The 13,241-nt window shown below is 63.1% G+C and carries 13 protein-coding genes; 3 read left to right on the forward strand and 10 right to left on the reverse strand.

Annotated elements, in window-relative coordinates; all coding sequences use genetic code 11:
- Positions 1 to 5: 5 nt before the first annotated feature.
- The 6 genes from PQR54_RS28660 to PQR54_RS28685 all read right to left on the reverse strand — a co-directional run bounded on the left by PQR54_RS28660 (position 6) and on the right by PQR54_RS28685 (position 5,700).
- Positions 6 to 1,589 carry a tetratricopeptide repeat protein gene (locus tag PQR54_RS28660; protein WP_408251614.1) on the reverse strand — a complete coding sequence of 528 codons (1,584 nt, stop codon included), beginning with the start codon at positions 1,587 to 1,589 and terminating at the stop codon, positions 6 to 8.
- Positions 1,590 to 1,724: 135 nt separating this feature from the next.
- Positions 1,725 to 2,060 carry a copper-binding protein gene (locus PQR54_RS28665; protein ID WP_408251616.1) on the reverse strand — a complete coding sequence of 112 codons (336 nt, stop codon included), beginning with the start codon at positions 2,058 to 2,060 and terminating at the stop codon, positions 1,725 to 1,727.
- A 55-nt stretch (positions 2,061 to 2,115) separates the two neighbouring features.
- On the reverse strand, positions 2,116 to 3,411 hold the full coding sequence (locus PQR54_RS28670; protein ID WP_408251618.1) for a multicopper oxidase family protein: 1,296 nt from the start codon (positions 3,409 to 3,411) through the stop codon (positions 2,116 to 2,118).
- Position 3,412: 1 nt separating this feature from the next.
- On the reverse strand, positions 3,413 to 4,864 hold the full coding sequence (locus PQR54_RS28675; RefSeq protein WP_408251619.1) for a TolC family protein: 1,452 nt from the start codon (positions 4,862 to 4,864) through the stop codon (positions 3,413 to 3,415).
- Positions 4,861 to 5,163: a hypothetical protein gene (locus tag PQR54_RS28680; RefSeq protein ID WP_408251621.1), complete on the reverse strand. Its 303-nt coding sequence runs from the start codon at positions 5,161 to 5,163 to the stop codon at positions 4,861 to 4,863. The genes PQR54_RS28675 and PQR54_RS28680 overlap by 4 nt, the downstream gene beginning before the upstream one ends.
- A gap of 96 nt (positions 5,164 to 5,259) precedes the next feature.
- Positions 5,260 to 5,700: a hypothetical protein gene (locus tag PQR54_RS28685; protein ID WP_408251623.1), complete on the reverse strand. Its 441-nt coding sequence runs from the start codon at positions 5,698 to 5,700 to the stop codon at positions 5,260 to 5,262.
- A 152-nt stretch (positions 5,701 to 5,852) separates the two neighbouring features.
- Here PQR54_RS28685 and PQR54_RS28690 point away from each other — a divergent pair, with 152 nt between their 5' ends.
- Together PQR54_RS28690 and copM are read left to right on the forward strand one after the other, a co-directional pair.
- The gene (locus tag PQR54_RS28690) at positions 5,853 to 6,050 is read left to right on the forward strand and encodes a heavy-metal-associated domain-containing protein (RefSeq protein ID WP_408251625.1); all 198 of its coding nucleotides are present in this window, start codon (positions 5,853 to 5,855) and stop codon (positions 6,048 to 6,050) included.
- Positions 6,051 to 6,080: 30 nt separating this feature from the next.
- Positions 6,081 to 6,476 carry a CopM family metallochaperone gene (copM, locus tag PQR54_RS28695; protein ID WP_408251627.1) on the forward strand — a complete coding sequence of 132 codons (396 nt, stop codon included), beginning with the start codon at positions 6,081 to 6,083 and terminating at the stop codon, positions 6,474 to 6,476.
- Positions 6,477 to 6,507: 31 nt separating this feature from the next.
- Here copM and PQR54_RS28700 read toward each other — a convergent pair whose 3' ends face one another.
- Entirely contained in the window at positions 6,508 to 7,554 is a 1,047-nt protein-coding gene (locus tag PQR54_RS28700; protein ID WP_408251629.1) for an AraC family transcriptional regulator, read from the reverse strand.
- A 228-nt stretch (positions 7,555 to 7,782) separates the two neighbouring features.
- On the opposite strand from PQR54_RS28700, the gene PQR54_RS28705 reads away from it, so the two are divergent.
- Entirely contained in the window at positions 7,783 to 8,619 is an 837-nt protein-coding gene (locus PQR54_RS28705; protein ID WP_408251631.1) for a class I SAM-dependent methyltransferase, read from the forward strand.
- Positions 8,620 to 8,859: 240 nt separating this feature from the next.
- Here PQR54_RS28705 and prpF read toward each other — a convergent pair whose 3' ends face one another.
- From prpF to PQR54_RS28720, 3 genes are all read right to left on the reverse strand, one after another.
- Positions 8,860 to 10,047, reverse strand: a complete 1,188-nt coding sequence (gene prpF / locus PQR54_RS28710) for a 2-methylaconitate cis-trans isomerase PrpF (RefSeq protein WP_408251633.1) — start codon at positions 10,045 to 10,047, stop codon at positions 8,860 to 8,862.
- 112 nt (positions 10,048 to 10,159) lie between these two features.
- Complete coding sequence (gene acnD / locus PQR54_RS28715; protein WP_408251635.1) at positions 10,160 to 12,757, reverse strand: Fe/S-dependent 2-methylisocitrate dehydratase AcnD; 2,598 nt, start codon at positions 12,755 to 12,757, stop codon at positions 10,160 to 10,162.
- A gap of 327 nt (positions 12,758 to 13,084) precedes the next feature.
- The coding region (locus PQR54_RS28720; protein WP_408251661.1) for a citrate/2-methylcitrate synthase at positions 13,085 to 13,241 on the reverse strand (157 nt) is incomplete at its 5' end.

Genomic DNA, 13,241 nt, shown 5'->3' on the forward strand with positions numbered 1-13,241 from the left:
GTGAGCTAACGCACAAAGGATCGGTAAGACTTCCTATAAGTCGCACCGGTCGAGCAGCGCAAAGCCTCGGCGACCCGCTCGAGCACGCCGTCCCAGTCGCCGCGTTGCGATTGCGTGAAGAGCCGCACGCTGGGATACCAGGGGCTGTCGTCGCGATCGCGCAACCAGCGCCAGCAACCGGCGAAGCGGTTGAGCAGCCACACCGGCTTGCCCATTGCCGCGGCCAGATGGGCAACCGACGTGTCGACGGAGATCACGAGATCGAGGTTGTCGATCAGTGCGGCGGTATCGGCAAAGTCCGTCGCGTCGTCCATCCAGTCCGTCAAACGCGCGTTCGATGCAGCATCGGCGCGCTTTGCGGGATCATCCGTCTTTTGCAGGCTGATCCAGCGCACATTGGGTAACGCGAGCAATGGCGCGATTTGCGCGGGGATCAAGCTACGCGCGCGGTCTTCGGTCAGACCTGAATGGCCGCCGGCCCACACCAGGCCGACACGCGGCAAGGCGGCATCGGGCAACATGGCAAGCCGCGCGCGCCACGAAGCGGAGCGAGCGGCATCCGCATGCAGGTAGGTGGCGGTGGGAATGTTGTCGAGCCGCGTGCCGAACGCCATGGGCAGTGACATCAAAGGGCAATGCCAGTCCCAGTCGCTCAAGTCGGATAAGCCGTCGTCGAGCATCACGAGGCCCGGCAAATGCGCGAATGATTCTTCGTACAAGCGCCGCAGCGATGGCGGGCATATATAGCCGACGCGCGCGAAACGTTCGAGCGCCATCGGCAGATAGCGCACGAACTGCAGGCTGTCGCCATGACCCTGCTCTGGAATGACGAGCAGACGCGCGCCGCATTCGGGCATTCCCTGGCTGGCGCTCGCGATGTCGAGGCGCTCGCCTTTCCATTGAGGCAGCGGCAATGTCGGGCGCACTGATGCGGGCCGCCCGTCGGCATCCACGAAATTGGCCCAACGGTCTTCGAAATACGGCCAGGCTTCTTCATAACGGCCGGCGGCTAACAGAACCTGACTGAGGCTTGCGCGCGCTCCGAGGTAAGACGGCGCGAGCGCGACGGCTTGCCTGAGATGCCGCTCGGCCTCACTCAGCGAGCCGAGGTCCTTGACGACCACGCCCAGATTGACAAGCGCTTGTGGATGGTCCGGCTGGAGTTCGAGTAAGCGACGGTAGACGACGGCGGCATCCTCGGAATGTCCCTGCACTTGCAGGATTACGGCCATGAAGAAGTTGAGCGGCAGTGACGCCGGTTCGAGCGCGAGCCCGCATTCGGCCGTTTGCAAAGCGCGTGCGTATGCACGCAGTTTGATCTGGACAATACATAACGTGCCGTAATACGCCGGATCCGCGCACACATCGAGCGCGCGCTCGACCCAGCTTTGTGCCGACTCCAATTGGTTCGATGCGAGCGCAACGAGCCCATGCGCGTGCAACGCGTCCGCATGTCCGGGGTCTTGCCCGATGACCCGGTCGAGGAGCGTTCGGGCCATGTCGAACTCGCCTGCGAGGCGAGCCTCCTCGGCTTGATCGAACCAGGCATTAAGGGTTTCTTCGAATGGTAAAGCAGGACGTGTCGGCATATTCAGCGCAATGAGAAGAAGCAGTGACGTGTCGCGGGCGACGCTGCCTGCCCGCGAACGGTGTGCGCGGATTATGGTTGCCGCTCATTGGCCAGTCTGTAGGACCGCTCCGAAACGTCCCGCACGCCTGGCGCGCTATCGCTTCTCCAGTTTGACCACTGTCAGCGCTCCGGCCACCTCATCGGCAACGAAGTCGATCGTGTCGCCGGGCTCGACCTGCGAGAGCATCGCCGGGTCCTTGACCTTGAACACCATCGTCATGGCATCCATGCCGAGGTTTTCCAGCGGACCATGTTTGATGGTCAGCTTGCCGGCAGCCACATCCACCTTCCTGACTTCGCCATGCGACAGCGCCGCCTGCGCATTGACGTTTGCACTCGCCTGCACTTCACTCGCCTCACCCGCCGCGTACGCCGATGCGGAAATCATCACCATGCAACCCATCGCCATTGAAGCCAAACCATTCTTCATCTCACACGCTCCCACGTTAAATACGATCCACACGGCCAATCCGCGACCGTCGACGTCAACCATCCGGCAACTCGCCGGTATATTCATAAGCCACCGTTCCCTTCGGATGGCTGAACCAGCCCGGGTCGCGGTAGTCGTTGCGACCCAGCCCTTCGCGCACTTTCACCACCGAAAACATGCCGCCCATTTCGAGCGCCCCGAATGGGCCGGTGCCGGTCATCATCGGCAGCGTGTTGTCGGGCAGCGGCATCTCCATCGCGCCCATCGAACCGCCCGTGCTGCCCATCGCCATGTAGTCGGGCACCAGCCGGTTGATGCGTCTGGCGAGGTCTTTTTGCGGCACGCCGATCATGTTCGGGACCTGATGCCCCATCGCGTTCATCGTGTGATGAGACTTGTGGCAATGGAATGCCCAGTCGCCGGGACGATTCGCGGTGAACTCGATGGCACGCATCTGCCCAACCGCGATATCGGCGGTCACCTCGGGCCAGCGCGCGGACGGCGGAATCCAGCCGCCGTCCGTGCCCACCACTTCGAAGTGATAGCCGTGCAGATGAATCGGATGATTGGTCATGGTCAGATTGCCGACGCGGATCCGCACGCGATCGCCCGCGCGCGCCGGCAATGAATCGATGCCCGGAAACACGCGCGCGTTCCACGTCCACATGTTGAAGTCCGTCATCTCGTTGACGCGCGGCGTGAAGCTGCCCGGGTCGATGTCGTACGCGGACATGATGAACACGAAGTCGCGGTCTACCTGCATGAGGCCCGGATCTTTCGGATGGACGATGAACGTGCCCATCATGCCCATCGCCATCTGCACCATCTCGTCGGCGTGCGGGTGATACATGAAGGTGCCGTGCTTTTCGAGCTGGAATTCGTAGACGAAGGTCTTGCCGGGCGGAATGTGCGGCTGCGTGAGACCGCCCACACCGTCCATGCCGCACGGCAGCAGCATGCCGTGCCAGTGGACCGTGGTGTGCTCCGGCAACCGGTTGGTCACGAAGATGCGCACCTTGTCGCCTTCAACGGCCTCGATGGTCGGCCCCGGCGTCTGGCCGTTGTAGCCCCACAGATTCGCGCTCATGCCCGGCGCGAGTTCGCGCACCACCGGCTCCGCGATCAGATGAAACTCCTTCCAGCCGTTCTTCATGCGCCACGGCAACGACCATCCGTTGAGCGTGGCGACCGGTGTGTACGGCCGGCCGTTCGACGGCGCGCGTGGCGGCTGCATCGAGGCCGTGCTCATCGTGGGTGCTTCGGGTAGCGACGCGGCGCCGGCCTTGCTCACCAGTGCGGCTCCCAGCAAAGCGGCGCCCGAGCCGCTCATAAAATGTCGACGTGACACCATGTCATTGACCTTCGGATTCTTTGGTTTCTTCGGATTGAGCGGACGACGCCGCTTGCGTCGCCGTGGATGCGAGCGGTGCTGCGCTGGCATCGGTAGGCAGCCGGCCGCCGAGCGCGTGTTGCAAATCGGTCTGCGCGAGCCAGTAGTCCTTCAGTGCGTCGATCGCGCTATTCACCGCGCCGATCTGGTCGCGTGAATCGGCGAGCAGTTCGAACACGCTCGCGAGCATGCCGTTATAGCGAAGCAGCAGTTCATCGGAGATGGTTTTGCGCAGCGGCACGACTTCATCGCGATAGTGCTTCGCGAGGTCGTAGCCGGACACATAGGTCGAATACGCTTCACGCACTTCGGAACGCGCGTTGATTGCGGTCCCGGCGACGCGATTCGCCGACTGCAGATAGATCGCTTCGGCGCGCGCCACTTTGGCGCTGCCCCAGTCGAAAAGCGGGATCTCCACGCTGATTTCATAGCCTTGCTCACGCCCATCGGAAGTCGTGAAATTGTTCTGATAGCCGACGTCCAGCACGTTGATGAAGCGCGTTGCTTTGCTCAAACCCAGCGAACCGGCGACGCTTTTCGTTTGCAATTTCGCGGCCTGAATGTCGAGCCTGTTTTGCATCGCAAAGGCTTCCAGGTCGTGCAGCTCGGGACGTGTCGCAGGCAGATCAGGCAAACGCTCGGGCAATGCGTATTCCGCTTGCGAACCCCAGAGTCCCATCACGCGAGTGAGCTTTTCCCGCGCGGACATCGACTGCTGCCGCGCTCTTGCCAGTTGCGCCATCGCATCCGCGTAGAAGGCCTGCTCGCGCGCGTAATCGAGCTTGCTGAAATTGCCGGCTTGCTGCATGCGCCGTGCGAGTTCGGCGCCGGCCTCGGCCGAGTCCTTCACCTGCTCCGCGTAGGCGGCCGATTGCTTTGCAGCGACTGCGCGGATGTAGGCGCGCCGCGCATCGGCGGCGACCTCGAGCATGGTGTTGGCGGCCAGCAAGCGGGTCTGCTCGAAGCGACGGCTTTCGATGCGCGTCGTCAACGGCGTCGTCAATACGCGCAACATGCCGAGCGTGAACGCGCGGCTGATGCTCAGGTCATCGCCACCGTGCGTGCGGCTAAACGAGAAGCCGGGATTCGGCAAGCGCCCCGCCTGAACGAGGTCCGCTTCGGCAATGCCCAGTTCGCTGTACGAGGCCTGCAAACCGCGGTTGTTCAGGAGCGCGATCTGAACGGCGTCGTCCATGCCGAGCGGCGCGGAAAGCAGTTCCTGCGTGCGTTTGGAGACGGCGCGTCGGTCGTCGTCGGTCTTGATCAGCACGGCGTCTTTACCGAGCCGTTCGGATGCGGCGCTCGACACGATGCCGAAGCCGCCGTCCTTCGAAAACGTCGTGCAACCGGCGAGTAAGGTCACCGCGATGGCAATTGCCACGGTGCGGCTGGCAGGAACCACGCACGGCCTCATTTCGCCGCCCCTTCGCGATGGGAACCGTGGGTGTCTTCTTTAACGTCAGCGCTGCTCGAATAGAGCGAGCCGTGGCTCGCTCCGGCGCGGCCCGCTGGATGCGTCACCGCGCGATTGAGCGCCGGCCAGCTCGGCGCTTGCTGATCACGGTATGGCCGATAGTCGGCCATTACGGACGACGTATCGAGCGCCGGCACGGATGCCGCCGGATCAGCTGGATCAGGAAATATGGATGTGGCGTGCGCGAGCGCCGGCAAACATGCCGTCGCGCCGAGCAGCGCCGCAATGAACGTTCGCATGAATCATCTCGTCATGTACGGCCACGACGGACGGCGCACGGCCGTCCATCGAGGCGGAATGGAAACGGAACAACGCAGCGTGAGGCTGCGAAAGAACTAGACGAGAGTGATGCGGGGAGGCCGTTCGACGCCGCCGGTCAGAAACGGCGCGACGCGCACAGCAGGAGGCAGGGGAACAGCGAAATGAGCCGCGTTGGCGGACAGGGACGCGAGCGGCGTGATCGGCAGCGCGCCGCCGAAACAGCAGGACGCGCAAGTGGCGCACGCGTGCGCATGATGCTCGCCGCCTGCCGGACTGTGATGCTGAAGATGGGCACTGGCGTTATTGCCGGCTTGGTCGGCCATCATCGCGGCATGGTCGTGATGCTGGGCCATTGCACGAGCAGCCTCCTCATGCGCGGGCGCCGCATCGCTCACGGAATGCGAGGAGCCGCATTTCATGGAGACGGCCGCGAACGACTGAGCCGGAAGGCTCAGCACGAGCAGCACGACAATGAAGAGTTTGCGCCAGTAAGACATGGGTACGAAGTCTAGCATGCAGGTTTGCAAAATCGTAAGGCTGGGACGATGCCGCGCATGATGGCTTGGAGTGCGCCGACACGATGTTCAGCCAGCGACGAAAACCTGCTTGACCTTACCGCCGTGGGAAGGTCCACGCTTGAGCCATGACTTCTCATTGGAGGTAGGAAATGGAATTCGACGTCCCGGATATGTCCTGCGGCGGTTGCGCCAACGCCATCACGCGTGCAGTCACGAGTCTCGACCCTGCAGCGAAGCTCGAAGTCGATGTCCCCGTTAAAATCGTCAAGGTTACGTCGACGCTGGCCGCCGGACAACTCATCGAGGCCATCGAGGCGGCGGGCTTTCATCCGTCGCTGAGAGCCTGACGGACACCTTTTCCCCAACGGACATTCACTATGAAAAAACTTCGCGCCTTTCGTGCCCTTTGCCTGTTCAGCGGCTTTGCGTTTGCTGTCGCGACCGTGCCCGTCCACGCCCAGCAACCGGCCGCCATGCCGGGCATGGACATGTCGAAGTCAGCGGATGCCGGCGCCGGCGACGCGACGCAAGCCTTCAAGGCCGCCGACGACAAAATGATGCAGGACATGAGCGCCGACTATACGGGCAACGCCGACAAGGACTTCGTCGCGCACATGATTCCGCATCATCAAGGAGCAATCGAAATGGCGCAGGTCGAACTGAAGTACGGCAAGGACCCGGAGTTGAAGCGGCTGGCCAGAAACATCATTAAGGCGCAGCACGACGAAATCGCGTTCATGAAGAACTGGCAGGCGAAGCATGGGGTGAAGTGACGGCGGCGCGCTGGATCGCGCGGCCAGCGGTCTAGGCACCTCGATCGTCGAACGATCCGTCCATGGCGGCTGCCGCGCCGGCAGCGCCCGCTGGAATACCCGCCATCTCACCGCGGCTTCTGCGCCACCCCGCCGGCGGCATTCCGAATTCGCGCTTGAAAGCCCGGTTGAACGCCGCCTCCGACTCATATCCGACCTGATCCGCCACCGCCGCCAGCGATTTCGTGCCGCCGCGCAACTCCTGCGCGGCGATCTGCAAACGCCAATGCGCGAGATATTGCATAGGCGGCTGACCGAGCAACTGCGTAAATCGCTGCGCCAGCGCCGAGCGGGACAACCCGGCTTTGCGCGCCAGTTCATCGACCGTCCAGCCGTGCGCAGGCTGCGCATGCATCAACGCGAGCGCCCGCCCGACGAACCGGTCCCCCACGCCCGCGAGCCAGCCCTTCCGATCGGACGGCAGCGCATCGATACAACGCCGCACCGCCTCCACGAAAAGCAGCTCCGATAGCCGCGCAAGAACGATCGCGCTGCCCACTCGCCATTCCGCCGCCTCGGCCGCCGCGAACCGTAGCGACGATTCGAGCCACGCGGACTGCGGATCGTTGCGCATGTCGACCTTGAAGATGCGTGGCAGCGCGGACAGCACCGGGTTGCTCAACGTGTCGTCGCACGCTAGAAAGCCGCACACCAGACGCGTGCGGTCGCCGCCACCGCCGTACTGAAGCGCCATCACCTGACCCGGTGCATTGCGCAACTGACTCTCGAGCAGTTCGCCAGTGGGTCCGGGCGTGATGTCGAGCGAACTGCCAAGCAGATGCGCCTCGCCTTGCGGCACGACAAGCAGCTCGCCGGCAGCCACGTAAATAGCGGACTCGGGGTCGTCAGGGAGCGAAGCCCAGCAGCCCCCCTCGGTGATCAGATGGTAGGAGACGATACGTTCGGCCGGAGGAAGAAAGCTGCCGCACAACCCTGCGTCAGCCTGGCCGTACAAACACCAGGGTGCGGTGAAGTCGCCATTTAAATACACCGCGCCACCAAGGCGAACCAGGCGGAGCACGTCGGAGAGAGCGTCCATCGTTGTCCAGGAACTTCGGCGTCCTGCGCAAAAGATCTGGACGCCTGGTCATTCATCGATTTAACAGTCGCACTGATACTAGCATCCATGCGAATCCCTTACAACAATGCTAAGGATTCTTGAATGAATCGAATACTTAACCGCAATTAAGGAGGTACCACATGAATTCATAAACCCTGGCGCATTAACACTAGCGTGCATCGCACAACTTTTCTCTGGAGCATTTCCATGTCTGAAGTCCATTCTTCTTCATCACAAACCTCCGAATTTGCTGACGTCAAAGCGCGCCAGCACGCCGCGTGGGAAACGGGCAATTACGCCGTCGTCGGCACAACGCTACAGATCGTCGGAGAAAACCTGTGCGAAGCACTCGACCTGCGCGCCGGCAACCGCGTGCTCGATGTCGCGGCGGGAAACGGCAACGCCACGCTCGCCGCCGCGCGCCGCTGGTGCGACGTCGCCTCGACCGACTATGTGGCCTCGCTGCTCGACGCGGGCAAGGCTCGCGCGCAAGCGGAAGGTCTGACAGCGGTGCAGTTCCGCGAAGCCGACGCCGAAGCGCTGCCCTACGCAGACGCCTCCTTCGATGTCGTCATGTCGACCTTCGGCGTCATGTTCACGCCGAATCAGGAGAAAGCGGCAAGCGAACTGGCGCGCGTATGCAAGCCCGGCGGCAAGATCGGCCTCGCGAACTGGACGCCCGATAGCTTCATCGGCCAGGTGTTCAAGACAATTGGCAAGTATCTGCCTCCGCCGCCTGGCCTCAAGTCGCCGGCGCTGTGGGGCACCCGGGCGCGGCTCGACGAACTCTTTCACGGCAGTGTGCGCAGTGTCGCCGTGACGAGCCGCGAATTCATGTTCCGTTACCACTCGCCGGCGCATTGGCTCGAGGTGTTCCGGACTTACTACGGCCCGATCAACAAGGCGTTCGCCGCAATGGACGGCGAACGGCAAGCGGCCTTCCAGCGCGATCTGATGACGCTGATGGAAAGCCGCAACCGGTCAGGCGACGGGACACTCGTGTTGCCCAGCGAGTATCTCGAGATCGTGATGGTGCGGCAATGAACGGGGTCGGCCGCGTACTGGCCGGCGCGGCTGTCTATTTTTTCGATCGATGGCCACAGGCCAGCGCCGTCGGCTTGCGGTGTATGTCGCTAGCTTTCGGCCTGCCGCTGTTTTCGTCCGTTTGTTTTTTTGGTCTTCGGTTCGTTCTCGCCAGCATCGGGCTGATGTCTTAGGCTTCAACGTTGCATCAAAGCCCTTTTTTCCCGGCTTCGTCCATTGCGGACGAAGCCGGACGTTCGCTCACCGCTGCTGCGGCACGCGTACCCAGCCTTCCATCAGCACCCGCGCGCTGCGGCTCATGATGGCCTTGATCACCGTCCACTCGCCGCCGCTCTCGCTCGCCTCGGCGCCGACCCGCAACGTGCCAGAGGGATGCCCGAAGCGCACCGACTCTTTCGCGCCGCCGCCCGCCGCGAGATTCACCAGCGTGCCGGAAATCGCCGCCGCCGTGCCGATCGCCACCGCGGCCGTGCCCATCATCGCGTGATGCAGCTTGCCCATCGACATCGCGCGCACCAGCAGATCGACGTCGCCCGCGCCGATCTGCTTGCCGCTCGACGCCACATACGCAGCCGGCTTCGCGACGAACGCAACCTTCGGCGTATGCTGGCGCGTTGCAATCTCGGCGAGGTTCTTGATGAGCCCCATGCGCAACGCCCCATGCGCGCGGATCGTTTCGAACATCGCGAGCGCCTTGTCGTCGCTATTGATGGCGTCCTGCAACTCCGTGCCTTTGTAGCCGATCGATTCGGCATCGACGAAGATGGTCGGAATGCCCGCGTTGATCATGGTCGCCTTGAGCGTGCCGACGCCCGGCACTTCCAGATCGTCGACCAGGTTGCCGGTCGGGAACATCGAGCCGCCCGCGCCCTCTTCTTCCGCGGCCGGATCCATGAATTCGAGCTGCACTTCCGCCGCAGGAAACGTCACGCCGTCGAGTTCGAAATCGCCGGTTTCCTGCACGGCGCCATCGGTCATCGGCACGTGTCCGATGATTGTCTTGCCAATATTCGCCTGCCAGATGCGCACAACGGCCACGCCATCGCGCGGAATGCGGCTCGGGTCGACGAGACCCGCGCTGATCGCGAACGGTCCGACCGCTGCCGAAAGATTGCCGCAATTGCCGGTCCAGTCGATGAACGCCTTATCGATCGAGACCTGCCCGAACAGGTAATCCACGTCGTGATCGGGCCGGCTGCTCTTGGCGATGATCACCGTCTTGCTGGTGCTAGACGTCGCGCCGCCCATGCCGTCGATCTGCTTGCCGTACGGATCGGGGCTGCCGATCACGCGCATCAGCAGCGCGTCGCGCGCGGCGCCGGGCGTTTGGGCCGCTTCGGGCAAGTCTTGCAGGCGGAAGAACACGCCCTTGCTGGTGCCGCCACGCATGTAGGTGGCCGGAATCTTGATTTGAGGTTGGTGGGCCATGAAAATCGTGTCCTGATGTGGGCGGGTGATACGGCATAGCGTGCCATGTCACCCTGTCCCGCGTTGTAGCGTTCGCCGCTTCAAGCGAAGCGATCCGAAAAACCAGCCAGCCTCAAGCCGCCTTCTTCGACGACTCGAGAAAGTCCTGCGCGAAGCGTTGCAGCACGCCGCCGGCTTCGTAAATGGAAACCTCTTCGGCGGTATCGAGCCGGCACGTCACCGGCACCTCGACCCGCTCGCCGTTCTTGCGATGAATCACCAGCGTAAGGTCCGCGCGCGGTTCGCGTTCGCCGACCACGTCGAAGGTTTCCGTGCCGTCGATTGCCAGCGTGAGCCGGTTCACACCCGGCTTGAACTCCAGCGGCAGCACACCCATGCCCACCAGATTCGTACGGTGAATGCGCTCGAATCCTTCGGCGACGATTGCTTCCGCGCCGGCCAGACGCACGCCCTTCGCCGCCCAGTCACGCGACGAACCCTGGCCATAATCGGCGCCGGCAATCACGATCAGCGGCTGCTTGCGTTCCATGTAGGTTTCGATCGCCTCCCACATGCGCGTGACCTTGCCCTCGGGCTCGATGCGCGCGAGCGATCCCGCTTTCACCTTGCCGTCTTCGAGCACCATCTCGTTCTTTAGCGTGGGGTTCGCGAAGGTGGCGCGCTGGGCCGTCAAATGATCGCCACGGTGAGTCGCGTAGGAGTTGAAGTCCTCTTCCGGCAAGCCCATCTTCGCCAGATATTCGCCCGAAGCGCTGTCCGCCAGAATCGCGTTGGACGGCGACAGGTGATCGGTCGTGATGTTGTCGCCGAGTACGGCGAGCGGACGCATGCCTTTCAAGGTGCGCTCACCGGCAAGCGCGCCTTCCCAATACGGCGGACGGCGAATGTAGGTGCTCATCGGGCGCCAGTCGTAAAGCGGATCAGCTTTCTCGCCGGTATCGACGGAAACCGCGAACATCGGCTCATACACCTTGCGGAATTGCTCCGGCTTCACGCTCGACGCGACGATCGCGTCGATCTCCGCATCCGACGGCCAGATGTCTTTCAGCGTGACGGCGTGGCCGTCGGCATCGATACCGAGCACGTCTTTCTCGATGTCGAAACGGATCGTGCCCGCGATCGCATACGCGACCACCAGCGGCGGCGACGCCAGGAAAGCCTGCTTCGCGTACGGATGAATGCGGCCGTCGAAGTTGCGATTGCCCGACAGCACGGCGGTCGCATACAGATCGCGTTCGACGATCTCCTTCTGGATCACCGGATCCAGCGCACCGGACATGCCATTGCACGACGTGCACGCATACGCGACCACGCCGAAGCCCAGTTGCTCCAACTCCGGCAACAGCCCGGCCTCTTCCAGATACAGCGTGACCGCCTTCGACCCCGGCGCGAGCGAGGTCTTCGCCCACGGCTTGCGAGTCAGTCCGCGCCGGTTTGCGTTACGCGCGAGCAAACCGGCTGCGATCATGTTGCGCGGATTGTTGGTGTTCGTGCAGCTCGTGATCGCGGCGATGATCACCGCACCGTCCGGCATCAAACCCGGCTCGTTCTCCACCTTGCCGCTGATGCCGCGCGCCGCCAGTTCCGACACCGGCAAACGGCGATGCGGGTTCGACGGACCGGCGAGCGTGCGCACCACGGTCGAGAGATCGAACTTCAGCACGCGTTCGTATTCGGCATTGACGAGACTGTCAGCCCACAGGCCGGTTTCCTTCGCGTAGGTTTCCACCAGCTTGACGAGCTCGTCGTCGCGGCCGGTGAGCTTGAGATACTTGATGGTCTGTTCGTCGATAGAGAACATCGCGGCGGTGGCGCCGAATTCGGGCGCCATGTTGGCGATCGTCGCGCGGTCGCCGAGCGTCAGCTTGGCCGTGCCCGCGCCGTAGAATTCGAGGTACGCGCCGACCACTTTTTCCTTGCGCAGGAATTCGGTCAACGAGAGCACCACGTCGGTCGCCGTGATGCCTTCGGCCGGTTTGCCCGTCAGTTCTACGCCGACGATATCCGGCAGGCGCATATACGACGCGCGGCCCAGCATCACGCTTTCCGCTTCGAGCCCGCCCACGCCGATCGCGATCACGCCGAGCGCGTCGACCATCGGCGTATGCGAGTCGGTGCCGACCAGCGTATCGGGAAACGCCACGCCGTCTTTCACCTGCACCACCGGGCTCATGCGCTCAAGGTTGATCTGATGCAGGATGCCGTTGCCCGGCGGAATTACGTCGACATTCCTGAACGCGCGCTTGGTCCAGTTGATGAAGTCGAAGCGGTCTTCGTTACGACGGTCTTCGATTGCGCGGTTCTTCGCGAACGCATCCGGGTCGAAGCCGCCGCACTCGACCGCAAGCGAATGGTCGACCACGAGCTGCGTCGGCACCACCGGATTCACCAGCGCCGGATCGCCGCCTTGCGCGGCAATCGCGTCGCGCAGGCCGGCAAGATCGACGAGCGCCGTCTGGCCGAGAATGTCATGACACACCACGCGCGCCGGGAACCACGGGAAATCCAGCTCGCGCTTGCGTTCGATGATCTGCCTGAGCGACGCGACGAGCGACAACGGATCGCAACGGCGCACGAGGTTTTCGGCGAGCACGCGCGACGTGTACGGCAATTTGTCGTAAGCGCCGGGCTGGATCGCGTCGACCGCGGCGCGCGTGTCGAAGAAATCGAGCTGGGTGCCGGGAAGGCGTTTGCGGTTTGCAGTATTCATGGCGTAGGGGACAAAACAGTAATGATCCGGGGACGATGGCGGCGGCCGATCACGATCGGCGGCCCCTTTTTATAGCGTTTCCCTGGCGGGCCCGTCAGGCAGTACGTGTAGTTTAGCGCGCGGCAGCATGCCGGCCGGGTTTGCGGGCGGCCGCTCAAACGCGCCGCAAAAAACGGCCTTGGCCCGGGGTTTCAGCGAGCCAAGGCCCAACTTCACTGCGCCGCGCTCTTTAGACGCAATGGAGGAGAAACGCTTGCATTCACGCGGCTATGCGCTCATGCATCCGAGAGCGATGAATACGCCATTGAAGGCGTCTTCAGAGCGCCCTCAAACACGCTTGGCGAGCGGCACGAACGGCAGATCGTCGGGTCCGGTGTAATTCGCGCTCGGACGGATGATCTTGTTGTCGATGCGCTGCTCGATGATGTGCGCGCTCCAACCCGCCGTGCGAGCGATCACGAAGAGCGGCGTGAACATCGCCGTC

Origin of the sequence: Paraburkholderia phytofirmans (assembly GCF_046028095.1) — a bacterium.
Classification (GTDB): Bacteria; Pseudomonadota; Gammaproteobacteria; order Burkholderiales; family Burkholderiaceae; genus Paraburkholderia; species Paraburkholderia phytofirmans_A.